General features: G+C 64.4%; 26 protein-coding genes and 1 tRNA gene. 18 read left to right on the forward strand and 9 right to left on the reverse strand.

The features are described 5' to 3' along the window. Positions 1-7: 7 nt before the first annotated feature. The 4 genes from A3840_RS09985 to ruvX all read right to left on the reverse strand — a co-directional run bounded on the left by A3840_RS09985 (position 8) and on the right by ruvX (position 3,994). Complete coding sequence (locus tag A3840_RS09985) at positions 8-1,054, reverse strand: dipeptidase (protein ID WP_067455693.1); 1,047 nt, start codon at positions 1,052-1,054, stop codon at positions 8-10. 103 nt (positions 1,055-1,157) lie between these two features. Beyond that, entirely contained in the window at positions 1,158-2,456 is a 1,299-nt protein-coding gene (pyrC, locus tag A3840_RS09990; RefSeq protein WP_067455694.1) for a dihydroorotase, read from the reverse strand. After that, a complete protein-coding gene (locus tag A3840_RS09995; RefSeq protein ID WP_067455695.1) occupies positions 2,453-3,424 on the reverse strand; it encodes an aspartate carbamoyltransferase catalytic subunit in 972 nt (323 codons plus the stop codon). Before A3840_RS09995 ends, pyrC begins: the two co-directional genes overlap by 4 nt. A 114-nt stretch (positions 3,425-3,538) precedes the next feature. Continuing rightward, entirely contained in the window at positions 3,539-3,994 is a 456-nt protein-coding gene (gene ruvX / locus A3840_RS10000; RefSeq protein ID WP_067455697.1) for a Holliday junction resolvase RuvX, read from the reverse strand. A gap of 150 nt (positions 3,995-4,144) precedes the next feature. On the opposite strand from ruvX, the gene A3840_RS10005 reads away from it, so the two are divergent. The 6 genes from A3840_RS10005 to A3840_RS10030 all read left to right on the forward strand — a co-directional run bounded on the left by A3840_RS10005 (position 4,145) and on the right by A3840_RS10030 (position 8,175). Beyond that, on the forward strand, positions 4,145-4,822 hold the full coding sequence (locus A3840_RS10005) for a DUF2442 domain-containing protein (RefSeq protein WP_165603165.1): 678 nt from the start codon (positions 4,145-4,147) through the stop codon (positions 4,820-4,822). Positions 4,823-4,832: 10 nt separating this feature from the next. Beyond that, positions 4,833-5,357: a hypothetical protein gene (locus A3840_RS10010; protein ID WP_067455700.1), complete on the forward strand. Its 525-nt coding sequence runs from the start codon at positions 4,833-4,835 to the stop codon at positions 5,355-5,357. 87 nt (positions 5,358-5,444) lie between these two features. Further along, positions 5,445-5,732, forward strand: a complete 288-nt coding sequence (gatC, locus tag A3840_RS10015) for an Asp-tRNA(Asn)/Glu-tRNA(Gln) amidotransferase subunit GatC (RefSeq protein WP_067455702.1) — start codon at positions 5,445-5,447, stop codon at positions 5,730-5,732. Further along, a complete protein-coding gene (locus A3840_RS10020; RefSeq protein WP_067455705.1) occupies positions 5,733-6,218 on the forward strand; it encodes a GNAT family N-acetyltransferase in 486 nt (161 codons plus the stop codon). It abuts the gene before it with no gap. A 34-nt stretch (positions 6,219-6,252) separates the two neighbouring features. Beyond that, a complete protein-coding gene (gene gatA, locus A3840_RS10025; RefSeq protein WP_067455708.1) occupies positions 6,253-7,737 on the forward strand; it encodes an Asp-tRNA(Asn)/Glu-tRNA(Gln) amidotransferase subunit GatA in 1,485 nt (494 codons plus the stop codon). 120 nt (positions 7,738-7,857) lie between these two features. After that, positions 7,858-8,175 (forward strand): hypothetical protein, encoded by a 318-nt coding sequence (locus A3840_RS10030; RefSeq protein ID WP_067455710.1) that lies wholly within the window; start codon positions 7,858-7,860, stop codon positions 8,173-8,175. Positions 8,176-8,211: 36 nt separating this feature from the next. Here the strand turns inward: A3840_RS10030 and A3840_RS10035 are convergent, their stop codons facing one another. Next, positions 8,212-8,469 carry a YjhX family toxin gene (locus tag A3840_RS10035; protein WP_067455711.1) on the reverse strand — a complete coding sequence of 86 codons (258 nt, stop codon included), beginning with the start codon at positions 8,467-8,469 and terminating at the stop codon, positions 8,212-8,214. Positions 8,470-8,498: 29 nt separating this feature from the next. On the opposite strand from A3840_RS10035, the gene A3840_RS20010 reads away from it, so the two are divergent. Genes A3840_RS20010 through A3840_RS10050 form a run of 3 tightly spaced genes read left to right on the forward strand, consistent with a single transcriptional unit; the run spans position 8,499 to position 9,745 of the window. After that, positions 8,499-9,041 (forward strand): chorismate mutase, encoded by a 543-nt coding sequence (locus A3840_RS20010; RefSeq protein WP_245676590.1) that lies wholly within the window; start codon positions 8,499-8,501, stop codon positions 9,039-9,041. Positions 9,042-9,050: 9 nt separating this feature from the next. Continuing rightward, positions 9,051-9,560: a GNAT family N-acetyltransferase gene (locus A3840_RS10045; protein WP_067455712.1), complete on the forward strand. Its 510-nt coding sequence runs from the start codon at positions 9,051-9,053 to the stop codon at positions 9,558-9,560. A gap of 8 nt (positions 9,561-9,568) precedes the next feature. Then, entirely contained in the window at positions 9,569-9,745 is a 177-nt protein-coding gene (locus tag A3840_RS10050) for a DUF4169 family protein (RefSeq protein ID WP_067455720.1), read from the forward strand. Positions 9,746-10,121: 376 nt separating this feature from the next. Here the strand turns inward: A3840_RS10050 and A3840_RS10055 are convergent, their stop codons facing one another. After that, positions 10,122-11,126, reverse strand: coding sequence for a serine hydrolase domain-containing protein (locus tag A3840_RS10055; RefSeq protein WP_067455724.1), 1,005 nt, complete (start codon positions 11,124-11,126; stop codon positions 10,122-10,124). 336 nt (positions 11,127-11,462) lie between these two features. Then, complete coding sequence (locus A3840_RS10060; RefSeq protein WP_245676591.1) at positions 11,463-11,894, reverse strand: VOC family protein; 432 nt, start codon at positions 11,892-11,894, stop codon at positions 11,463-11,465. A gap of 145 nt (positions 11,895-12,039) precedes the next feature. On the opposite strand from A3840_RS10060, the gene A3840_RS10065 reads away from it, so the two are divergent. The 4 genes from A3840_RS10065 to aqpZ all read left to right on the forward strand — a co-directional run bounded on the left by A3840_RS10065 (position 12,040) and on the right by aqpZ (position 16,704). Then, complete coding sequence (locus A3840_RS10065; protein WP_131798297.1) at positions 12,040-13,530, forward strand: hypothetical protein; 1,491 nt, start codon at positions 12,040-12,042, stop codon at positions 13,528-13,530. A gap of 103 nt (positions 13,531-13,633) precedes the next feature. Beyond that, positions 13,634-14,911, forward strand: coding sequence for a phosphopyruvate hydratase (gene eno / locus A3840_RS10070; protein ID WP_067455731.1), 1,278 nt, complete (start codon positions 13,634-13,636; stop codon positions 14,909-14,911). Positions 14,912-14,916: 5 nt separating this feature from the next. Next, positions 14,917-15,897, forward strand: a complete 981-nt coding sequence (locus tag A3840_RS10075) for an NAD(P)-dependent alcohol dehydrogenase (protein WP_082903801.1) — start codon at positions 14,917-14,919, stop codon at positions 15,895-15,897. Positions 15,898-16,017: 120 nt separating this feature from the next. After that, positions 16,018-16,704 carry an aquaporin Z gene (gene aqpZ / locus A3840_RS10080; RefSeq protein ID WP_067455735.1) on the forward strand — a complete coding sequence of 229 codons (687 nt, stop codon included), beginning with the start codon at positions 16,018-16,020 and terminating at the stop codon, positions 16,702-16,704. Positions 16,705-16,797: 93 nt separating this feature from the next. On the opposite strand, the gene A3840_RS10085 is transcribed toward aqpZ, so the two are convergent. Continuing rightward, on the reverse strand, positions 16,798-18,273 hold the full coding sequence (locus A3840_RS10085) for an AMP nucleosidase (RefSeq protein WP_067455737.1): 1,476 nt from the start codon (positions 18,271-18,273) through the stop codon (positions 16,798-16,800). A 315-nt stretch (positions 18,274-18,588) separates the two neighbouring features. After that, complete coding sequence (locus A3840_RS10090) at positions 18,589-19,197, reverse strand: DUF1176 domain-containing protein (RefSeq protein ID WP_067455739.1); 609 nt, start codon at positions 19,195-19,197, stop codon at positions 18,589-18,591. A 73-nt stretch (positions 19,198-19,270) separates the two neighbouring features. Here A3840_RS10090 and folD point away from each other — a divergent pair, with 73 nt between their 5' ends. The 5 genes from folD (at position 19,271) to A3840_RS10115 (ending at position 23,689) form a co-directional block, all read left to right on the forward strand. Next, the gene (folD, locus tag A3840_RS10095; RefSeq protein WP_067455742.1) at positions 19,271-20,173 is read left to right on the forward strand and encodes a bifunctional methylenetetrahydrofolate dehydrogenase/methenyltetrahydrofolate cyclohydrolase FolD; all 903 of its coding nucleotides are present in this window, start codon (positions 19,271-19,273) and stop codon (positions 20,171-20,173) included. Then, positions 20,170-20,718, forward strand: coding sequence for a DUF1643 domain-containing protein (locus tag A3840_RS10100; RefSeq protein ID WP_067455744.1), 549 nt, complete (start codon positions 20,170-20,172; stop codon positions 20,716-20,718). The genes folD and A3840_RS10100 overlap by 4 nt, the downstream gene beginning before the upstream one ends. A 1,007-nt stretch (positions 20,719-21,725) precedes the next feature. Then, positions 21,726-22,925, forward strand: coding sequence for a Tet(A)/Tet(B)/Tet(C) family tetracycline efflux MFS transporter (gene tet, locus A3840_RS10105; protein ID WP_067455746.1), 1,200 nt, complete (start codon positions 21,726-21,728; stop codon positions 22,923-22,925). 205 nt (positions 22,926-23,130) lie between these two features. Then, positions 23,131-23,403 (forward strand): HU family DNA-binding protein, encoded by a 273-nt coding sequence (locus tag A3840_RS10110; RefSeq protein WP_067455748.1) that lies wholly within the window; start codon positions 23,131-23,133, stop codon positions 23,401-23,403. Positions 23,404-23,613: 210 nt separating this feature from the next. Then, a tRNA-Val gene (locus A3840_RS10115) sits at positions 23,614-23,689 on the forward strand. The last annotated feature ends 134 nt before the right edge of the window (positions 23,690-23,823 follow it).

Genomic DNA, 23,823 nt, shown 5'->3' on the forward strand with positions numbered 1-23,823 from the left:
GCAAGAGCTACCCGATCACCCGCTCCACCATTGCCAGCCAATTCCCCAGCGCGATCTTGCGCACCAGGTCCTCGCCATAGCCCTTGTCCAGCAGCGCCTGGAGCAGTTTCGGCACGCCGGTGACGTCGGCGATGGCATTGGGCATCATGGCGCCGTCGAAATCGCTGCCCAGGGCCACGCCGTCCTCGCCCAGCGCCTCCAGCAGCCCATCGATATGGCGCACCATCAGCTCGATGGGCGTTTCGGCCAGGAACTTGCCGTCGGGCCGCAGGAAGCCGGTGGCGAAATTGAGCCCCACAATGCCACCGCTCTCGCGGATCGCGGCCAATTGCCAGGCGGTCAGGTTGCGCGTGCTGGGGCAGAGCGCATGGACATTGGAATGGGTGGCGACCAGCGGCTTGGTGGAGATCGCGGCCACGTCGCGAAAGCCGGCGGCGTTGAGATGGCTGAGATCGATCATCACCCCGCGCGCATCGCAGAGCCGCACCAGCGCCTTGCCGGCATCGGTCAGGCCCGGGCCGATGTCGGGGTCGGCATCGAAGCGGAACGGCACGCCGGTGCCGAAGGCATTGGCGCGGCTCCAGGTGATGCCGATCGAGCGCAGCCCCGCCGCATAGAGCACTTCGAAGGCGTCGAATTCGGTGTCGAGCGCCTCGGCGCCCTCGATGTGGAAGATTGCCGCCAGCCTGTTCTGGGCCATGGCCGCGCGGATATCGGCGGCGCTGCGGCAGATGCCGAGCGCGCCGGCCGCCTCGAGGCGCAGCAGCAGCGCGGCCATGCCATTGGTGGACTGCTGGGCATCGGCAATATCGAGCAGGGGCGGCAATTCGCCCTTGGCATAGTCGGGCGCGGCGGCGACACCGGCGAGGCTGGTTTTGACCGGCGGCGGGAAGATGGCGAAAAAGCCGCCCGCCATGCCGGCCGCCCTGGCGCGGGGCAGGTCGATATGGCCATCCGCGGTGCCCTCCACAAAGGCCGCGACCCGGCTCTCCGGCGGCTTTTCCAGCAGTCGGAGCAGGGTGTCGTTATGGCCGTCGAAAAAGGGAATGTTCATGGAATCGCCCTGGCTGAAAAGCACAGCCTAGCGGCAAGCGGGCAGGGGTTCGAGGGGTGGGGCGATGCGCCGGCGGCGATTTCACCCAGGCCTATGGTGAGCGCTAAATCCCATCCTCATGCACGAACACGCTTTTGCCGCCCACGAAGGTCCGCATCACCTTGCCCTGCATCCGCGCGCCCTCGAAACTGGTATTGCGCGATTTCGAGCGCAGGTCGCGCTCGGTGACCTGCCAGGGATAATCGAGGTCGAACAGGACCAGATCGGCCGGCGCGCCGCGGGCGATGCGGCCGCTGTCCAGCCCGAGGATTTCGGCAGGCCGGCGGGTCATGGCCCCGAGCACGGTCAGGAGGTCGAGATCGCCCGAATGCACCAGGCGCAGGGCGGCCGCGAGCAGGGTTTCCAGCCCGATCGCGCCATTGGAGGCCTCGGCGAAGGGCTGCCGCTTGACCTCGCTGTCCTGCGGATCGTGGTCGGAATGGATCGTGTCGATGGCGCCCGAGCGCAGGCCCTCGATGACCGCCTGGCGATCGGCCTCGGCGCGAAGGGGCGGGCTGAGCTTGAAATAGGTGCGATAGCGGCCGATGTCGTTTTCGTTGAGGCAGAGATTGTTGATCGAAATCCCCGCCGTAACCTTCGGATCACCGGATTTGGCCGCCGCCAGCAGCGCCACCGAACCCTGGGTGGAGACCTGGGCGGCGTGATAGCGCACCCCGGTCAGCCCCGCCAATTGCAGGTCGCGCGCCAGCGGGATGGTTTCGGCTTCGCGCGGAATGCCCTTGAGGCCGAGTACGGTGGCGAACAGGCCTTCATTCATCACCCCGTCGCCGACCAGCCCGGCATCGGCCACCTGGTGCACGAAGGCCATATCGAAATTGGCCGCATAGGCCATGGCGCTGCGGATCAGCGCGCTCGACTGGATCGAGGCGGCGCCATCGGTGAGGCACACCGCGCCGGCCTCCTTGAGCAGGCCGAACTCGGTGATTTCCTTGCCGGCCAGCCCCTTGGTGATGGCGGCGGCGGGCAGGATGCGCGCCGGCGATTGCGCCTCGGCGCGGCGGATGAGGAAATCCACCAGCGCCCCATCGTCCACAACGGGCGTGGTATCGGGCATCATCACGAAGGAGGTGACGCCGCCGGCAATCGCCGCCGCGCCGGCCGAAGCCAGCGTTTCGCGATATTCCTTGCCCGGCTCGCCGACAAAGACGCGCATGTCGATAAGCCCGGGCGCCAGCACCTGGCCCTTGGCATCGATGACCTCCACGCCCTCCGGCACGCCGACCGGCCCGCCCAGCGCCAGGTCGTCGATGCGCCCATTCTCGACCAGCACGGCCCCCATCTGGTCGGTTCCGGAAGCCGGATCGACGATGCGGGCATTTTCGATGAGCAGGGGCCGGGTCATGGCGCGTTCCTCGCCGGAAGAAGGGCATCGAGCACCGCCATGCGCACGGCGACGCCCATTTCCACCTGATCGGTGATCACGCTGCGCGGGCCATCGGCGATGGCGGGGTCGATCTCGACGCCCCGGTTCATCGGGCCGGGATGCATGACGATCGCGTCTGGCTTGGCATGCGCCAGCCGCGCTTCATCGAGCCCGTAGAAGCGGTAATATTCGCGCACCGAGGGGATCATCTTGCCATTGGCCCGCTCGTGCTGCAGGCGCAGCATCATCACCACGTCGGCACCCTTGAGGCCTTCATCCATGTCGGTGAAGACTTCCGTGGCCAGGTTCTCGATCCCCGCCGGCAGGAGGGTGCGCGGGGCGATGACGCGGGTGCGCACATTGAGCGCGCCGAGCAACAGCAGGTTGGAGCGCGCCACGCGCGAATTGGCGATATCGCCGCAAATGGCCACCGTCAGCCCGGTAAGCGTGCCCTTGTGGTTACGGATAGTCAGGGCATCGAGCAGCGCCTGGGTGGGATGCTCATGGGCGCCGTCCCCGGCATTGACCACCGAGCAGCCCACTTTCTGGCTCAGCAATTCCACCGCGCCCGCCGCCGAATGGCGCACCACCAGCACGTCGGGCCGCATGGCGTTGAGCGTCGCCGCCGTATCGACCAGCGTTTCCCCCTTGGAGACGGAACTGGTCTTGACCGACATGTTGACGACCAGCGCCCCGAGCCGTTTGCCGGCGATCTCGAAGGAGGATTGGGTGCGGGTGGAGGGCTCGAAGAACAGGTTGATCTGCGTCTTGCCGGAGAGCGTGGGGAGCGATTTGCGCTCCTGCCGGGACACCTCGATCATCCGCTCGGCGCGATCCAGCAAGTCCACGATTTCGTGCTGCTGCAAATCGGCAATGGAAATGAGGTGACGCTGGGCGAATGGGGGAAAGTCGCCGGATCGCCCGGCGGGAGAATTCTGCTGCGGCATGTCGCATCCCTTGCGATTTGCTGCGGTCTAGCGGAGGGGGCAGGGTGGGGCAAGCGCGTTATGAATTTTTATGACCGAAATCATACCGCCCTGTGGCTTTGGAAGCCTCGGTCGTCACATGGAGCGCAGGCGGTCCAGCGCGCCTTGCAGGATATAGCTGGCGGCCAGCTTGTCGACCACTTCGGCGCGGCGGTCGCGGCGTAAGTCGGCCTCGATCATCATGCGGGTCACCGCCGAAGTGGACAGCCGCTCGTCCCAGAAGGCGATGGGCAGGTCGATCTTGGGCGCAAGATTGCGCGCGAAGGCTCGGGTCGACTGCACGCGCGGCCCCTCGCTGCCATCCATGTTGAGCGGCAGGCCCAGAATGATCGCGACGGCCTGGTTTTCTGCAATCAGCCCGATGATCCGCTCGGCATCCTGTGTGAACTTGGTGCGCTTGATGGTTTCGAGCGGACTGGCCGAATAGCGCATGCCGTCCGAAATCGCCACGCCGATGGTCTTGGTGCCCAGATCCAGCCCCAGAATCTTGCCCGAAGGCGGAATGGCGGCGAGAGGATTATCGTCGGTCACATGTGGCTCGCACTTGTAGGGTAGAACAAAAAGTGATCAAAATTGGGTGATGCACAGAGCACAGCTAGTACACCTAGTCACCGCTCCTCCCAAGGACAAACAAAGCTGTTGAAAAATTAGTGCGCGCGGCGCACTATTGCGGAGATGGAAGTGCCCACGATCGCCGAGCTTGGAAGCATCCAGATCCGTATCTATCCCAGAGACCACAGGCCGCCGCATTTTCATATTTCGACCACCTATGGCGAGGCTGTGATGCTTATCGCCGATCTTTCGCTGGTCAAGGGGCGGTTACGAAAGCTGACTTTCGGCTTGTGCTCGAATGGGCCAGAGAGAACAGGAGATTGCTTGAGGATGAGTGGCGCAGGCAAAACTGACGAGGATGATTTCGTCGAGGCTGGCGGGCCAATGCCGGTCATTCGCCGGGCCGAGCCGGAAGTCGGCTATGTCATTCGCGTTGAATGGGACGATGGCCGGGAAGAGCTGATCGATGTCGCGCCTGCCATTCTCAGTCATCGTGCCTTCGTGGCGCTGCGTAACAATTCTGCGGCCTTTTCGGCTTTCAAGGTTCGCGACAGGGGCGACAGCCTCGTATGGCCGGATGGGCAGGAACTTTCCGCCGATTGGATACAGGAGCTTGCGCCCCGGGAATTGGATAATGAAGAATTCCGCGAGGCGATGGCGCAATTGCGTCTGAGCCTCGACGGCATGGCCGCCAGGCTTGGAATTGCGCGGCGTCTGGTGGCGGATTATCGCAAGGACCGCCCCATTCCGAAAACTGTTGCGCTGGCAACGCGATATCTGCTGGAGCATCAGCAAAGGGCCGGGTAAAGATCGCCGCATGAAACTCACCTGGTTCGGAAATACCGCCTTTCGCCTGCATATCGGCGGGCAGATCGTCGTGGTCGATGCCGAGGCGGCGCCGGGCGGGGTGGATCGGGGCGAGCTGGTGAGCGGGGCGGATCGGGTCATCGCGCTGGGCGCAGGCCTGCCGGCCGTCGATGGCGCTGTCTGGAAACCGCGGGCGCGGGAACGGCTGCTCGACGCGGGGGACAATGTTCGCCCGGTGCAATTATGGACGCCGGGGCCGGCCGCGCTCCTGGTCGATGCCGACGAGGACATGCCGCTGCTGCTGCTGGCCGGTGCGGTGCCGCCCTTGGGGCGCTGGGCCGAGCGGGCGGTGGTCGTGCTGGCCGGGACGGACCTCGTGGCGTGTGGCAGTCGCCTGGTGGAAGCCGTCATGCCGCGCCTGATCGCCCTGGCTGGAGCCGATGCCGAGCTCGACGCCGCCTTTGCCGCCCTGCCGTCTCGCCTCGACGGAACGGCCCTGCTGGCGCTGGAGCCGGGGCTGGCCGTGGAAGTCTGATCCGGCCCATAAGCCATTTTCATTGTCTTTTGCCCCGGCGCATTGCTAATAACGCCGCGAACACGCCTTTGCTTTCTGGAGTTTGCCATGTCCGTCGACGCCGCCACCGTCAAGCGCATCGGGCGCCTCGCGCGCATCCGCATCGAGGAAGACGAGGTTACCGGTTACCAGAACGAGCTCAATGCCATTCTGGGCTTCGTCGAGCAGCTTTCCGAGGTGAATGTCGAAGGCGTCGCCCCGATGACCTCGGTGACCCCCATGGTGCTGCGCCGCCGCGACGACGTGGTCACCGATGGCGGCTATGCCGAAAAGATCGTGGCCAATGCGCCGCTCTCGGAAGACAATTTCTTCATGGTGCCCAAGGTGGTCGAATAAATGGCGGTATCCATCGCCATCGAAACGCCCCTGCAGGACGATGTGCGCGCCCTGGTCGCGGCGCTCAACGATCATCTGCTGCCGCTCTCGCCGCTCGAATTCCAGTTCAAGATGAGCGTGGAGCAGATGGCCGACAGCGCCACGACCCTGTTCGTGGCGCGCGATGAAAGCGGCCGGGCCATCGGCATGGGCGCGCTCAAGATGCATGGGCCCGAACTGGGTGAGGTCAAGCGCATGTTCACCCTGCCGGAGGTGCGCGGCCAGCGCGTCGGCCGGCAATTGCTGGAGCGGATCGTTGACCTGGCGCGCGAGCGCAACCTGCCGGTCTTGATGCTGGAAACCGGCACCGGGCCGGGCATGGCCGAGGCCCACCGGCTCTATACGCGCTATGGATTTACCCCGCGCGGCCCCTTCCTCGATTATCCCGACAGCGAATGGTCGGCCTTTTTTGAATTGCCGCTATCGGCTCCGGCGGAACTGGCCTGAGCGCCGCCCGCCGTGACGAATGAGAGATTTTCCCGTGACTGATCTGACCCGACTGAGCCTCGCCGATGCCCGCAAGGGCCTCAAGGACAAGAGCTTTACCGCGCTCGAACTGACCGATGCCTATATCGGCGCCATCGAGGCGGCCAATCCCAAGCTCAACGCCTATGTGGCCACCACGCCCGAACAGGCGCGCGACATGGCCAGGGCCAGCGACGAAAAGCTGGCACAGGGGCAGGGCGGCCCGCTCGAAGGCATTCCGCTGGGCATCAAGGACCTGTTCGGCACCAAGGGCGTCCACACCCAGGCGGCCAGCCACATCCTCGACGGCTTCAAGCCGGAATATGAATCGAGTGTGACCAGCAATCTCTGGCGCGACGGCGCCGTCATGCTGGGCAAGCTCAACATGGACGAATTCGCCATGGGCTCGTCCAACGAGACCTCCTATTACGGGCCGGTGGTGAGCCCCTTCCGCGCCGAGGGCAGCAATGCCAACCTGGTGCCCGGCGGGTCCTCGGGCGGCTCGGCCGCCGCCGTCGCCGCCTGGCTCTGCGCCGGCGCCACCGCCACCGATACTGGCGGGTCCATCCGCCAGCCGGCCGCCTTTACCGGCACCGTGGGCATCAAGCCGACCTATGGCCGCTGCTCGCGCTGGGGCGTGGTCGCCTTCGCCTCCTCGCTCGACCAGGCCGGCCCGATCGCCCGCACCGTCGAGGATGCGGCCATCCTGATGACGTCAATGGCCGGGTTCGACCCCAAGGATTCCACCAGCGTCGATATCGCCGTCCCCGACTTTGCCGCCGCCGTCGAGCGGGGCGTGAAGGGGCTGACCATCGGCGTGCCGCGCGAATACCGCATGGACGGCATGCCCGCCGAGATCGAGAAGCTCTGGGCCGAGGGGCTGGAATGGCTCAAGGCCGAGGGCGCGACGGTCAAGGATATTTCCCTGCCGCACACCAAATACGCCCTGCCGGCCTATTACATCGTCGCCCCCGCCGAGGCCTCGTCCAACCTGGCCCGCTATGACGGCGTCAAATATGGCCTGCGCGTCGCCGGCAAGGACATTACCGACATGTACGAGCTGACCCGCGCCGCCGGCTTCGGCCGCGAGGTTAAGCGCCGCATCATGATCGGCACCTATGTGCTTTCGGCCGGCTATTTCGACGCCTATTACGTCAAGGCGCAGAAGGTCCGCACGCTGATCAAGAAGGATTTCGAAGACGCCTTCCATGCCGGCGTCGACGCCATCCTGACCCCCGCCACCCCGTCCGCTGCCTTCGGCATCGGCGACGAGGCGCTCGCTGCCGATCCGGTGGCCATGTATCTCAACGACATCTTCACCGTCACCGTGAACATGGCCGGCCTGCCGGGCATCGCCGTTCCCGCCGGCAAGGACGGGCAGGGGCTTCCCTTGGGCCTGCAGCTGATCGGCAAGCCTTTCGACGAGGAGACGCTGTTCGCGGCGGCCCGCGTCATCGAGAAAAGCGCCGGCGGCGACTTCGCCCCCAGGCAATGGTGGTAGACCGGAAAGCGGGCGGCGCTTGATTGCGCCGTCGTTCCGCACTATTTGCGGCCCATGCACAAGTTGAAACTGGTTGTGACGCGCCCCATGGCGGCGTCCGGGCCAACAGGAATATCGCCGATGGCCGTTGATATCTTCACGACGCTCGACTGGTCCGAGCCGCCCAAGGACATGAGCAAGCCGCTCCAGGCTTTGTGGTGGCTCAAGAAGGGCGAATTGCGCGTCGGCCCCGAATGGGAAAAGGCGCACAACATCGTCCAGGCCATGGAAGGCGTGCAGGCTTTCGACTGGGTGCATGCGCTGATGCACTGGATCGAAGCCGATATGGGCAATGCCGATTACTGGTATCGCCGCGCCGGCAAGCGCCGCGCCACCGCCAGCGTGTCATCCGAATGGGAACACATCGCCGCGGCCCTGAGCGAAGTGACCCGGCACTGAATTCTCACCTCTCCCTTGGGGGGAGAGGTGAAGAGCCTACCGATTGTCCACCTGGCTGCGCACCAGTTCCAGCCCGCGTTTGGTGATCCGATAGGGTCCGCCGCCCTGTGATTTGATCGCCTTCTTCGCTTTGAGCTTGCTGAAGATGCGGAGCGTGAGCCCGCTCACCAGCCAGCCGTCGCGGCTGAAAAATTCGAAATCGACGATCTTGCCGTGTTCATCCTTGATGGCGGCGATACGGCCGCCTTGCGCGAGTGCATGCAGCACCCGCTGTTCGTCCCGGGAAATATCCATGGATGGTCTGAAGCCTGAATGGCGGCCTTTTGGCCGCAAACAAACGGAACCGCTCCGGCATCACGCCCGGCAGCGGTTTGGTTCATTCACACCCGTCGCGATCGGACGGGCTTTCAGGCAATCTCAGACTGGCTACACATGCCGCCTCGATAGCCCGGCGCGCCGGATTTGGCCAGATGAGTGCGCCCTGGCGGGTTGAAATCCATCGTCTGCCGGTGCAAACCAGCAACACTCATCGCCAAGCCAAGGACATTGCCGTGACCGCCGCCAAGCTGCCCGCCGATTGTGAAACCAAGGACGACGTGCGCGCCGAGATCGACCGGATCGATCAGGCGCTGCTGACCCTGTTCGCGGAGCGGCATGGCTATGTGACGCGCATGGCCGAGATCAAGACCGATCCGCACGAGGCCTATGACCCGACGCGCATCGAAGCCATCATCACGAAAGTGCGGGAGCGCTCTTTGGACCTTGATCTGGACGAAGATCAGGCCGAACTTATCTGGCGGACCCTGATCGACTGGAACATCAATTACGAGAAGGGCATCATCGCGGCGCGGCGGCGCGCCAGATAGGAGGCGGGATTGCCCGCGGTTCGGATACGCAAGGCGGAAATCACCCATGCCCCAAGGCTGGCCGATATCGCCTATCGCGCCTGGGAAAGCGGCATCCTGCCCATTCTGATCGAACGGGAGGGCCTGCGCGAGAGCGAGCGCCGCCGCCTGGCCCGCGCCGTGGGCGAAGGCTGGCGCCATGCCATCGTCGCCGAGATCGACGATGTCGCGGTCGGCTGGTGCTCGCGCCAGCCCCGGCGGTCCTATATCCCCTATCTGTTCGTCATGCCGGAAATCCAGGGCCATGGCGTAGGCGGGCTGCTGCTGGAACGCATGGAGCGGATGCTCGAGCTCGAAGGCGCTGCGCGCATCCATCTCGAAACCCCGGCCGATCACGTGCGGGCGGTGCGCTTCTACGAAAAGCAGGGCTATCGCATCCTGGCGCTGAAGCCGGATGGCCGTGCGGGCCGCGATCCCTTCGCCAGCGTCTACCTGGAAAAGCGCCTCTCCCCCTATGACGGCGTCATCGATGAAGAATAGGCGGAAAATTGGCTGAGATCGTCAATCTGCGCAGTTTCCGCAAGCAGAAGGCGCGGGCGTACAAGGAAAGCGCCGCCGAAGCCAATCGCCTGAAATTCGGCCGCACCAAGGCCGAAAAAGCCGGCGCGGCGGCCGAGAAGGCGCGGGCCGAAAAGCATGTCGAAGGACACAAGCGCGAGGATTAGATCGTTTCGCGTTTGGACGGACACATTTCCATCGCCCTCTCCCTCTCAAGGGGGAAGCAAAAGAGTCGCGATTCCACCCCAATCCGGATCGTCACCCTCGGGCTTGACCCGAGGGGTCTTTGTTTTTGGATGCACCGCAAACGCCCTCGGGTCGGACCCGAGGGTGACGATCTGTGGGTGGGGGTGGTTCAGTCATCCACTGATGCCCCCTCCCTCAACTCCTCTCAAGAGGAGGGGAGCAAGGAGCCGCGATTCCACCCCAATCCGGATCGTCACCCTCGGGCCTGACCCGAGGGTTCTTTGTTTTTGGGTGCATGGCAAACGCCCTCGGGTCGAGTCCGAGGATGACGATCTGTGGGTGGGGCACTCCAGGCCTCTAGCTGGCCGCATCCTTCTGGCGCACCGCTTCGATGATCTCCCCCGTCAGCGCGTGCAGCGCATCGCGATGGCCATTGGCAGCGGATGGCGAATTCTCGTCCGAGGTCATCACCACGCTCAGCGCCAGCTCCGGCACGATATAGAGCATCTGCCCGCCATAGCCCCAGGCATAGCGCACGTCCGCGCCGGCAATGTCGCGCAGGAACCAGCCATAGCCATAGCCATCGCCGGTGAAGCGCGATTGGGTGCGCTCGATCCAGGATTGTTCGATCCAGTCTTCCGAAATCACCCGCGTTCCGTCCGGCGCCAGCCCGCCATTGCGATAGACCTCGCCGAAAGCCAGCAGCGAGCGCGGGCTCATCGCCATCTGGTTGCCGCCCAGATAAATCCCCTGCGGATCGCGCTCCCAGCCGGCAATGGCGAAATCGTCCACGGGGGCAAACCAGTCCCGCGCCAGCGCCAGGCTCGATTCGCCGCCTTCCCGGGTCAGGATGGCCGAGAGCAGGTGGGTCGAGCCGGTGGAATAGAGCATGCGTCCGCCCGGATCGGTTTCGAACGGCTGCGCCAGCGCGCTGCGCACCCAATTGGAACTCACCACCCAGCGCCCGTAATTGGGGCCCGATGTCGGCGCCAGCCCGGCCTGCATGGAGAGCAGGTGCCCCACATTGATGTCGGCGAGTCGCGGATCGGCGTTTTCCGGCAGGTCGTCGGGCAGGAGCGCGGCCACCTTCTGGTCCACGCCCTCGAGCACGCCCTTGTCGATGGCCATGCCCACCAGCGCCGACACCACCGTTTTCGAGGCGGATTTGATATTGGTGGGATCGTCGGGCGAATGATCGCCATAGCCGCGCTCGGCGACGATATCGCCGTCCTGTGCCACGATCACCACCTCCAGCGCCTCGAGGCGCGCGGCCTCGTCCAGAATGGCGTCGAAATCCTGCGCCATGGCGGCAACGGGCATCAGGGCAAGGACGGCGGCGAACAGGGCAGGGTGATTCCACATGCCTCTACCTCCCGCTCCCTTGCGGCCAAAGCGTGAGCAAAATCGGCTGGGCAAACAATAAAGTTTGTTCACCGACCTGTCCGGCCAGTCAGGGCGCTCATCTTTAGGAGGCGTGTGGTTCGACCGCTCTCCTCGGGGCAGAGTTCGGTCTAGACGCATTCTGTTCCACTGGGTCATTCCCGCGAAAGCGGGAACCTCTGTTGCTGTTCTTGTATGGCTAACGGAGGTCCCCGCTTTCGCGGGGATGACATCGTGAAAATTCAAGCTCCGGTGCGCCCAGGATAAACATTGCCCTAAGGGGGCGCGCCCGCGATCCCACAACGGGCAATGCCAGGCCTACCAATCCACCTGGCAAACCGCGCCGTCGGGGCCGAATTGCATGCTGTCCGGCGTATATTGGAAGATTTCCAGCTTCACTCCGCTCGGATCGGCCAGCCAGCATTGCCAGGTATGGTCCACGCCCAGCTTCTTGTCGGTCACCGAGACGCCCTTGGACCGCGCATGGGCCATGAAGGCGTCGATATCGTCGGTTTCGAAGCAGATATGGTTGATCTGGTTGGTCTCCTCGAAGCGGCTTTCCCCTTTGAGGAACACTTCCACGAAGGTGCGATTGCCGAAATCGAGATAGAAGCCGATCCGCTCCTCGCCGCGCTTGAAATCGAATTTGGGGGCCACGCCGATGACGTCGCGGTAAAAGGCTTCCACCGCATCCAGGTCGCGGGCGAAAATACAGGTATGGGCCACCTGCCTGACGAGGGGTGTGGTCAAGATCGTCTCCTCCGGAATAAGCAAGCCGAGCGGCCGCGCCGACATGTTAATCAGCGCCGCAGATGCTGCATAGGCCGACGGCGCCATTTAACGCCGGCTTAGGTTCTCCCGGGCAAGTTGGCGGGACATTTGGGCTCGAAGCGTGATGATCGCAAAATCTCGGCCGGTTCGGGCATTGCTTGTCGGCGTGGCCTTGCTTTTCCTGCTGACTGGCCTCGTGCAGTTTCCCTTTGCGCTCAATCATGACGCTGCCTGGCATTTTTATTCGGCCATCCGGGTTCTGGCCGGGGACCGGATCGGCGTCGATATTGCCGACATCAATCCGCCCATGGCGATGTGGCTGTTTTCGCTTCCTGGCCTTGCGGTCGCCGGACTCGGCCTGTCGCCGGCTATCGCCTTCAAGGCTTTTGTTCTGATCGTCGCCGCTCTCGTCTTCCTGGCCGTCCGGCTGCCGCTGACGGCATGGGCAGGGCGCGATACACCCATGCTCCTGCTCGCAATTGCCGCCACATTCCTGCTGCTGCCCGGTTACCATTTCGGGCAAAGGGAACATCTGGCCGCATTGCTGACGCTGCCCTATGTCTGCCTCGCCACGCTCCGCTCGGGGCGGCAACCGGTTTCGCTGGGGACGGCAACCTATGCCGGGCTGCTGGCAGCGATCGGCATCTGCTTCAAGCCCTATTTCCTCGCTGTTCCGCTCCTGGTCGAGCTCTGGCTCGCGTTGCGGCGGCGCGATCTACGGGAGGTCGTAAGACTTGAAACGCTCGTCATGGTCGCAATCGGCCTGGTCTATCTGGCTGCCGTTTTTGTCTTCGCGCCCGATTATCTCTATCGCGTCGTGCCTGACGCAATGGCGACCTATTCCGGTTTTGAGAGCGGCATGAACGAGATTCTGTCCGAAGTGGCAGGCGTCCTGCTGTTTCCGGTTCTTGCCATGCTTTTCGGCATCCTGGCCTTGCGTCGGATCGATCCTTTATCCGGTGCCTTTCTCGCTACGGCCACCGGCTATCTCCTGGCCGCCCTGTTGCAGCAAAAAGGCTGGCAATATCAAATCATGCCCGTGGCTCTGTACGTGCTGGCCGCCGCTGCTGTCCAAATGGCTTTCGCCAAACGCTTTCGCGGACTGATCGCCGCCGCTATCGGCCTCGCCTGCGCCTTCCCGGTGCTGTCGTTCGTGTGGGACGGCCTCTCGCCCAATGGGACGAGTGCGCGGGTCTTCGCTCTCGAGCAGGTGCTGGATAGGCCCGCCGTCGACAGCGTCTACGCCTTCATCACCTCACCGCGGGACATGCATCCGGCCGTGCTGCAATCGGGCAAGACCTGGGCTGATGCCTATGGGGTGGCGATCTTCCTGCCGGCCCATCTCCATGCGCTCGCCGCCGAAACCCGTAGTCCGCGCCAACAGCGGGCAATCGCCATTTCGCAAGCGTATCTGGAAGACCTGCTTGGCCGCTTCGCCGCAGCGCCGCCCGACATTCTGGCCTTCGATGCTGCGCGCTTCAAGCTGGGTATCCCGAACGCCGAGCGCTTCGACTATCTCGATTTTCTGGCGGCCTATCCCGCCTTTGAAGCCCTGATCGGCAGCTATGATGAGATCGCACCAATGGGCCGTTTTCGGCTGTTTAGGCTTCGCTAGCGGACGGGCCTTCGCCGCTTTTTTGCATCTGCCCTCTTTCCTCTGTCACACACCCCGTCTAGACAGGCTGCAACACCCCATACAAGGTTCGGGAAGGGCTCTCATGTCTTCTATCATCCACGTCAATGGCCGCCAGATTTATGACAGCCGCGGCAACCCGACTGTCGAAGTGGATGTGGTGCTGGACGATGGCAGCTTCGGCCGCGCCGCCGTGCCCTCCGGCGCGTCCACCGGCGCCCATGAGGCAGTCGAGCTGCGCGATGGCGGCAAGCTCTATAACGGCAAGGGCGTGACCGAGGCGGTCGAGAACGTCAATTCCGCCATTGCCGAGGAAATCCAGGGCATGGACGCGCTGGACCAGCGCGCCGTCGACCAGGCCATGATCGAGCTGGACGGCACCGCCAACAAGGGCAAGCTGGGCGCCAATGCCATCCTGGGCGTGTCGCTCGCCGTGGCCAAGGCCGCCGCCGAATCCAGCGAATTGCCGTTCTACCGCTATATCGGCGGGCCGAACGCCCATATCCTGCCCGTGCCGATGATGAACATCATCAATGGCGGCGAGCATGCCGACAATCCGATCGACATGCAGGAATTCATGATCCTGCCGGCCGGCGCGACCTCCATCGCCGACGCCGTCCGCATCGGCTCGGAAATCTTCCACACCCTCAAGAAGGGCCTGTCCGCCGACGGCCACAACACCAATGTCGGCGACGAGGGCGGCTTCGCCCCCAATCTGCAATCGGCCGACGAAGCCCTGGGCTTCATCATGCGCTCCATCGAAAAGGCCGGCTACAAGCCGGGCGAGGACGTGTTCCTGGGCCTCGATTGCGCCTCGACCGAGTATTACAAGGGCGGCAAATACGAGATGACGGGTGAGGGCAAGTCGCTCTCCTCGGACGAAAACGTGCGCTTCCTCGAAGATCTCGTCACCCGCTACCCGATCATCACCATCGAAGACGGCATGGCCGAGGACGATTGGGATGGCTGGAAGGCGCTGACCGAGGCCATCGGCAAGAAGGTGCAACTGGTGGGCGACGATCTCTTCGTCACCAATACCCAGCGCCTGGTTTCCGGCATCAAGATGGGCGTGGCCAATTCCATCCTGGTCAAGGTCAACCAGATCGGCTCGCTGTCCGAGACGCTGGATGCGGTCGATACCGCCCATCGCGCCAGCTATACCTCGGTCATGTCGCACCGCTCGGGCGAAACCGAGGACTCCACCATTGCCGACCTCGCCGTGGCGCTCAATTGCGGGCAGATCAAGACCGGCTCGCTGTCCCGCTCCGACCGCATGGCCAAGTACAACCAGCTGATCCGCATCGAGGAACAGCTCGGTTCCTCGGCCAGATATGCCGGCTATTCGGTGGTCAAGGGCCGCTAGACGCCATGAGTGACATGCGGGCCATCGTCTATGATCGATATGGCCCGCCCGAACGGGTCTTGCGGCTGGAGCATCTGCCCCGGCCGCAGCCCGGCCCCGGCCAGGTTCTGGTGCGGCTGCGCGCCACCTCGGTCAATTCCTGGGACTGGGACGCCGTCCTCGGAACGCCCATGGGCCGCGTGACCGGCCCCTTCGCGCCGCGTCACCGCATTCTGGGCGCCGATATTGCCGGCATTGTCGAACAGGTTGGGCAGGGCGTAACCGCCTTCCGGCCCGGCGACGCGGTGTTCGGCGATCTGTCCGAAGCCCAATGGGGCGGCTTTGCCGAATTTGCCTGCGCTCCGGCGGCGGCGCTCGCACCGATCCCTGCCGGGCTTTCCTTCGAACACGCCGCCGCCTTGCCCCAGGCTGGTGCCCTGGCGCTGCAATCCCTGCGCAAACGGCCCGATCTGGGGCCGGAACACACCATTGTCTTCAATGGCGGGGGCGGCGGCGTCGGCACTTTGGGCATTCAGCTCGCCAGGGCCAGCGGCGCCCGCATCATCGCCGTGGATCGCGCCGAAAAGCGCAACGCCCTGCTCGCCCTGGGCGCCGATGCCTTTATCGATTTCCGCGCCGAGGATTATACCGCCAGGCCTTCCGCCTATGACATGATCGTCGATGTCGTGGCCAACCGGCCCGCACGCCGCTACCCGGCGTGCCTCAGGGACAACGGCCGCCTGGTGGTCGTCGGCGGCACGTTTCGCACCCTGATCCCGGTGGCAATCCTGGGACAGCTCCTCGGCCGCCAGCGCCATCAATCACTCGGCCTGCTGGTCTACAAAGTGTCGCCCGAGGACAATGCCTTCCTTGCTGGCCAATGCGTGGCCGGCGCCCTGCGGCCCATCATCGACCGGGTCTTTCCCCTGGAGGATGCGCTCTCGGCCCTGCGGCGGCTGGGCAGCGGGCAGGCCATCGGCAAGGTCATCGTGTCGATGCCCGATTAGGGCTCCGGTTGTTTGGTCCCGCGCCAATATCCGGCGGCCCGAAATTGACGCTGCTTTCTTAAAGACTTGGCTCTGATACAATATTCGAGCGAGAATCATTCGCTTGGGGAGTCTTTGGATATGATAAAGCGTCTGTCTGCCGAAGCATTCGGTACATTCTGGCTCGTATTCGGCGGTTGTGGTTCCGCCGTCCTGGCAGCGGGCATTCCCGAACTCGGCATCGGCTATGCCGGTGTCGCCCTGGCCTTCGGCCTCACCGTACTGACCATGGCCTATGCCGTGGGCCATATTTCGGGCGGTCATTTCAATCCGGCGGTGTCGCTGGGTTTGGCCATGGCCGGCCGGTTCGAATACAAGGATTTGCTGCCCTATTGGGTGGCGCAGCTCGTGGGCGGCGTGCTCGGCGCGGCCGTCCTCTTCGTCATCGCCTCGGGCGTGGCCGGTTTCCAGGCCGGCGGCTTTGCCTCCAACGGCTATGACGCGCTCTCGCCGCATGGCTATGGCCTGGTCTCGGTGCTGGTGGCCGAAGTGGTGCTGACCGCCTTCTTCCTCCTGATCATCCTGGGGTCCACCCATGGCAACGCGCCGGTCGGCTTCGCACCCCTCGCCATCGGCCTGGGGCTGACCCTGATCCACCTGATCTCGATCCCGGTCAGCAATACCTCGGTCAATCCGGCCCGCTCCATCGCCGCCGCCATCTTCGCGCAGAACGGCGCCCTCGGTCAGGTCTGGCTGTTCATCCTCGCCCCCCTGGCCGGCGCGGCCCTCGGCGCGATCATCTGGAAGGCCCTGCTCGCCCGGGATTGAGGCACCCGCAAATCGTCACCCTCGGGCATCCTCGGGCTTGACCCGAGGACCCGAGGGTGACGAATGGTGGGTGAGGAATGTCCGGAGAGCGCCCTACTGAAACGCCGTCTCGGCAAAGCTCCTGAGTTTCCGCGAATGCAGCCGCTCGGCCGGCTGGTCGCGCAGGATTTCCATCGCGCGCAACCCCACCTGCAGATGCCGGTTCACCTGGGTGCGATAAAAGTCCGAGGCCATGCCGGGCAGCTTCAATTCGCCATGCAGCGGCTTGTCGGAGACGCAGAGCAGGGTGCCATAGGGCACGCGGAAGCGGAAACCATTGGCGGCGATAGTGGCGCTTTCCATGTCCAGCGCCACGGCGCGCGACTGGCTCAATTGCCGCGTGATCGCCACCTGGTCCCAGAGTTCCCAATTGCGGTTATCGAAGGTGGCCACCGTGCCGGTGCGCATGATCTTCTTGGTCTCGATCCCCTCGGTCTGGGTGATTTCCTCCACCGCCTGTTCCAGCGCCACCTGCACCTCGGCCAGGGCCGGAATCGGCACGGACAGGGGCAGATCGGCGTCGAGCACATGGTCCTCGCGCACATAGGCATGGGCCAGCACGTAATCGCCCAGCTCCTGCGAATTGCGCAGCCCCGCGCAATGGCCCAGCATGATCCAGGCATGCGGCCGCAGCACCGCGATATGGTCGGTAATGGTCTTGGCGTTGGATGGCCCCACGCCGATATTGACCATGGTGATGCCGCGCCCGCCTTCGCCCACCAGGTGATAGGCCGGCATTTGCGGAATGCGCGGCGGCGGATTGCCGGTAATGCCGCCGCCGGTCAGCATATTGTCCGTCGCCACGTTCCCCGGCTCGATGAAGCGCTGGTAATGGGGATGTTTCTCGCTCATCCAGCCTTTGGCGATGCGGCAGAATTCGTCGATATAGAACTGGTAATTGGTGAAGATCACGAAGTTCTGGAAATGCTCGGCATCGGTGCCGGTATAATGGGCCAGCCGGAACAGCGAATAATCCACGCGCGGCGCCGTGAAGGCGGACAGCGGGTAGGGTCCGCCGCGCGGCGGCACATAGGTGCCATTGGCGATTTCGTCGTCGGTATTGGCCAGATCCGGCGCGTCGAACAGGTCGCGCAGCGGCACGTCCAGCGCGTTGAGCGTCGCCCCGTCGACATGGTCGCGCGGCCCCAGCGCGAAATGCAGCGGGATCGGTGTTTCCGATTCGCCCACATCGATCGTGCCGCCGTGATTCTTGAGGATCACCGCGAACTGCTCCTGCAGATAGCCCCGGAACAGGTCCGGCGCCGTCACCGTGGTGCGGTAGAGGCCGGGGGTGTGCAGATAGCCATAGGGCAGGGTGCTCTCATGCTTGGAATAGCTGGTCGAGCGCACTTCCACCTGCGGATAGAAGGCGCGCACCCGCCCCTCGGGCACGATGCCATTGGTCAGCGCCTCCAGGTGCCCCCGGATGAATTCGCAATTGCGATGATAGATCTGCGCCACATGGGCCCAGGCCTCGGCGGGGTCGGTGAAAGAACGCTTGTCGAGGCGCGGCGGAGTGAGGGTGGTCATTTCGTCCTCTGGCGCGGTCCCGCGGATCGGGCCGCTTGGCTGGAATCGTCTGAAATCTCGGCCTCACTATAGAAGCCGCATGACACCTTCTCAACGGCGCCGCCCGGCGCCCCGCCGGCTTTCACAAACCGGTGACCCGCTCTTTTCTTGCCGCAATTACCACCCATCTTCGGGACAGTTCATCGGCAAGGCAAGCGACCCATGCACCCGATGAGCGGGAGGCGGTTCGCCGCTTGTCCCCCAAGCCCTCAACAGCGCGGTGGACCGCTCTCCGCATAGAGGCCGCCCGGCAGGAATGCCGTGGCGGCCTTTCTCTTATGTCCCGGTATAATCGAGCACGGTTTCGGGGTTGAACTCGCCGTCATAGCTGGCATCGACTTCATAGCGCACGAGCACGAATTCGCCTTCCCGGAACACCCAAGTGCCCGCCGAGCTCGCATCACCCAGCCCGCGCCATTTCGAATAGGAGGTGATGGTTCTGGTCTCCTCGTCGAAATCGGAATTGACCAGCACCAGCGACGTGCTCATGCCGACGACCGGCACGCTGAGCAGCTTGCCGTCGATACCGCTGTCACCCTCATATTGCGGGTCGACATCGGGCATGGCGAAGGCCAGCGGCGTCAGGCCATCGAGCTTGCGATAAATGTAATAGGCATGGCTCATGTTATAGGCGCCGGCCATGCAGAACACGGAGAACAGGGTGACCTCTTCGGGCTCGACCTCGTCGCTCCAGCTCGGCTGGTAGCTGAACGTCCAGCTGGCGATGGGCTGGTCCGGCATGAATTCGTCATCCATGTTGCACCATTCGCCGCCGGCGAGCTTGTGCAGCGCTGCCACCCGCTCCGTCAGCGCCTCCTTTTCCTTGCCGGCAACAGGGCTCAGTGAAAGCGCCGCCAGGGGCAGCCAAAGCAATGGACGGATCATCCCGCATCCCTTATGTCGAAGCCGAAACGCGGGACCGCCTCCCGCGCCTCCATTCAAGCAGATCGAGGCCGATATGACCGCAAAAATCATCGATGGCAAAGCCTTCGCCGAAAACCTGCGCAGCCGCATTGCCGGCCATGTCGAACGCCTCAAGGCCGAGCACGGCATCACGCCGGGTCTTGCCGTGGTCATTGTCGGCGAGGACCCGGCCAGCCAGGTCTATGTGTCGTCCAAGGCCAAGCAGACCGCCGAAGTCGGCATGAATTCCTACAAGCACGAATTGCCCGCCGATATATCGGAGGCCGACCTTCTGGCGCTGATCCATCGGCTCAATGCCGATCCCGCCGTGCATGGCATTCTCGTCCAGATGCCCGTGCCCAGGCATATCGATCCCAACAAGGTCATCGAAGCCATCGATCCGGCCAAGGATGTCGATTGCTTCACCCCCGCCAATGTCGGCAAGGTGCAGATTGGCCTGCCGGGCCCGGTATCCTGCACGCCGCTGGGCTGCCTCATGCTGCTGCGCGACGAACTCGGCTCGCTCGAAGGCCGTCATGCCGTCATCATCGGGCGCTCCAATCTCGTCGGCAAGCCGATGATGCAGCTGCTGCTGCGCGACAATTGCACCGTTACCGTGGCTCATTCGCGGACCAGAAACCTTGCCGACATCGTTCGCCAGGCCGATATCGTCGTGGCCGCGGTCGGCCGCCCGCAAATGGTCAAGGGCGACTGGATCAAGCCGGGCGCCACCGTCATCGATGTCGGGATCAACCGCGTGCCCGCCCCGGAAAAGGGCGAGGGCAAGACCCGGCTCGTCGGCGATGTCGATTATGCCGCCGCCGCCGAACAGGCCGCCGCCATCACCCCGGTGCCGGGCGGCGTCGGCCCGATGACCATTGCGTGCCTGCTCGCCAATACCATCACCACGGCCAGCCTGATCAACGGCCTCACCCCGCCGGACGATCTCACCGCATGAGTGCCGGCCTGCACGATCCCGGCGGCAAGGTGCGCCTGCGCCTCGGCGAAGGCGTGCGCGGCGATGTGGTGATGAGCGAATGCGGCCGCTACCGCCAGGTCATGCGTCGCTGGCTGGGCGACAGCTTCCCCGCCGATTACATCCTCTTCATCGGCATGAACCCCTCCACCGCCGATGCCAGTGTCGATGATCCCACTTGCGCCCGAGAATGGACCTTCGCGAAACGCGAAGGTTTTTCAGCCATGGTGAAGTGCAATGTCGGCGATTACCGCGCCACCGACCCCAAAATGCTGATGGCCCCCGACGTCGTCGCCGTCTCCCCCGCCAATCTCCCCGCCATCCGCCAGGCGGCCCGGGGGGCATGGCGCGTCGTCCTCTGTCACGGCAAGCTCAACAAGGCGCTGGCGCCCGCCGGCCGCGCCCTGGTCGCCGCCCTGCGCGCCGACGGCATCCCCCTCTGGTGCTTCGGCACCAATGCCGACGGTTCCCCCAAGCACCCGCTATACCTGAGAGCCGACACCCCCCTGATTCCGTTCTCGGCCTGACCGCCCATCGTCGCGGGGCTCTATTTGCGCGTCACGCACCGGCCGACACCCTCCCCCTTGCGGGGAGGGCCGGGGAGGGGGGCTCACACGCTCGAACTTGCCGGGCGATACCATGCCGCCACCCATCCCACGACGCCTCCACCCCGCCGGTCGTCACCCTCGGGCTTGACCCGAGGGCTCTTACTTCCCAGGCCAGCAGCGCATGTAGGCCCCTCGGGTCAGGCTCGAGGGTGAAGATCAGTGTGGGGTGGAATGGCGTTGGGAATAGCGCAAGGCACTGCAGCAATAGCCCAGCCGCCTCCGGGCCAATTCCTCCGACACCAGGGCTCCCGCCCCCATCCTCCCCCATCAAGGAGGAGGTGCCGCATCGCGTATAGGGCAATGTCTGTGCCCCACGCACCGGCCGACACCCTCCCCCCTGCGGGGAGGGCCGGGGTGGGGGGCTCACACGCTCGAGCTTGCCGGGCGATACCATGCCGCCACCCATCCCACGACGCCTCCACCCCGCCAATCGTCACCCTCGGGCTTGACCCGAGGGCTCTTACTTCCCAGGCCAGCAGCGCATGTAGGCCCCCCGGGTCAGGCCCGAGGGTGACGATCGGTGTGGGGTGGAATGGTGTTGGGAGTAGCGCAAGCCACTGCAGCAATAGCCCAGCCGCCTCCGGACGATTTGCTCCGACACCAGGGCTCCCGCACCCCCTCCCATCCTCCCCCGTCAAGGGGGAGGTGCCGCATTGCGTATGGGGCAATGTCCGTGCCCCACGCACCGGCCCGACACCCTCCCCCTTGCGGGGAGGGCCGGGGTGGGGGGCTCACGCGCTCGGACCCGTCCATCGTTACGATTGCTGCGAGAGGCGCGGATAGGGCCTACCTTCATACCCCTCCTGCCAACATCTGACAGCCTGCCAGCCAATCCTCCGCCTTGCCGCCGCCCGCGCGGCCACCTACATCACATTGCCTCCTGCGATGGCCCAGCGGCCCGCGGCGGAACCTCCTGGAGTAGCTCCATGAACAAGGCGCTTGTCGTCATTCTCGCCGCCGTCATGCTGGACGCCGTCGGCATCGGCCTCATCTTCCCGATCCTGCCGGCGCTGCTGCGCGAGGTCGGCCATACCAGCGACATCGCCACCATTCTCGGATTGATGCTGGCGCTTTATTCGGCCTGCCAATTCCTGTTCTCGCCCATTCTCGGCGTGCTCAGCGATCGCTTCGGCCGCCGTCCGGTCCTGCTGGTTTCCCTGGCCGGCGCCGCCATCGACTATATCGTCATGGCCTTCGCGCCCGAGCTGTGGCTGCTGGTCATCGGTCGCGCCATCGCCGGGGTCACCAGCGCCAATATGGCCGTCGCTACCGCCTATATCACCGATATCTCCAGCGAGGACGAGCGCGCCCGCCGCTTCGGCCTCTTCCATGCCATGTTCGGCATCGGCTTCATCATCGGCCCGGTTCTGGGCGGCATTCTGGGCGATCTGTGGCTGCGCTCGCCCTTCCTGGTCGCGGCGCTGCTCAATGGCATCAATTTCGCCCTGGCCCTGTTCGTCCTGCCCGAATCCCGCCCCGGACGGCGCGATGCGCGCTTCACCTGGGATACGCTCAATCCCTTCAAGCCGCTGGCCTGGGCGCTGACCTTCAAGGCGCTGATTCCGCTCATGGCCATCTATTTCATCATGAACCTGGTCGGCACCGTCTATGGCACCACCTGGGCCATTTACAGCGAGGACAGCTTCCAGTGGAACGGCATGATGATCGGTCTGTCGCTCGGCGCCTTCGGCATTTTCCATGCTCTGGCCCAGGCCTTTCTTACCGGCCCCGCCGTGGCGCGGCTGGGCGAGCGCTGGGCGCTGATCGTCGGCATGGCCTTCGAGACCGGAGCCATGCTCACCCTGGCCTTTGCCAGCCAGGGCTGGCTGCTCTTCCTCATGGCGCCGGTCTTCGCCCTGGGTGGCATCGGCATGCCGGCCCTGCAATCGGTCACCACCAGGCAGGTCGATGCCGACAGGCAGGGGCAATTGCAGGGCGTGCTGGCCAGCCTGGTCAGCCTGGCCTCGGTCTTCGGGCCGCTCTTTTTCAGCTTCGTCTATCACGGCTTCCGGCCGACCTGGCCGGGGGCTGTCTGGCTGGTGGCGCTGAGTGTCTACCTGCTGGCCCTGCCGCTCATGGCCGGAATCAGGCGCACCCCGCCGCAGACGACGCCGATGGGCGCCTGAACCGGGATATGTGCAAAACTCCCGGGAAACCGGGCTTCGGGCGGCAAACTGGGCTTGCGGGGCCTCTTTTTCCGGTCCATTAACAGTTTTGCACCGCCGGGCCGTCGAAAACCCCCGGATTTCCTTGCGTTTCGTACAGAATCGCCAAAGGTTGTCGTGGTTTTCGTTCGCCAGAGACGGCGGGCATTCACTGTGAGGAAACGCTATGAACAAAAACGATCTGGTTGGCGTCGTTGCCGACAAGGCTACGATCACCAAGGCACAGGCCGCCGAAGCGGTTGACGCAGTGTTCGAAGCCATCACCGCAGCCCTCAAGGGCGGCGACGAGGTTCGTCTGGTCGGTTTCGGCACCTTTGCCGTCTCCAAGCGCAAGGCTTCCACCGGCCGCAATCCGGCCACTGGCGCCGAGATTCAGATCCCGGCTTCGAACCAGGCCAAGTTCAAGCCCGGCAAGGGTCTCAAGGACGCGATCAACTAAGATCGTTTCCTGCGGCGGCATCGTGGGACGGGCCGGGTCCGGCCTTCCGCAGGGCGATGCCGCGGCACAGGATTAGGGCGCACCTTGTCGTGGCCGCCCTAGGCAATCGGCTCCGCGCAGGACGCGCCGGAGCCGTCTTGCTTTATAATGCCAGTTGACGGGCCGGGGCAGGCACCCTAATCAGGGCGCCGTTCCGTTTCCGAACGGCACGGGCGATTAGCTCAGTTGGTAGAGCGCTTCGTTTACACCGAAGATGTCGGCGGTTCGAGCCCGTCATCGCCCACCATCCGCCTTCGCGGATTTTTCACCTGCATCGCTGTCAGCGTTCACAGACTGCTAGCGTTCTGTCGCCGGGAGCGACGTCGGGCGACAAAAGTGCGCCTTTTGCGCGTCGCTTCAAAAAACCGGCGTTAGTTCTTC

The organism is Devosia elaeis (genome assembly GCF_001650025.1).
Classification (GTDB): Bacteria; Pseudomonadota; Alphaproteobacteria; order Rhizobiales; family Devosiaceae; genus Devosia; species Devosia elaeis.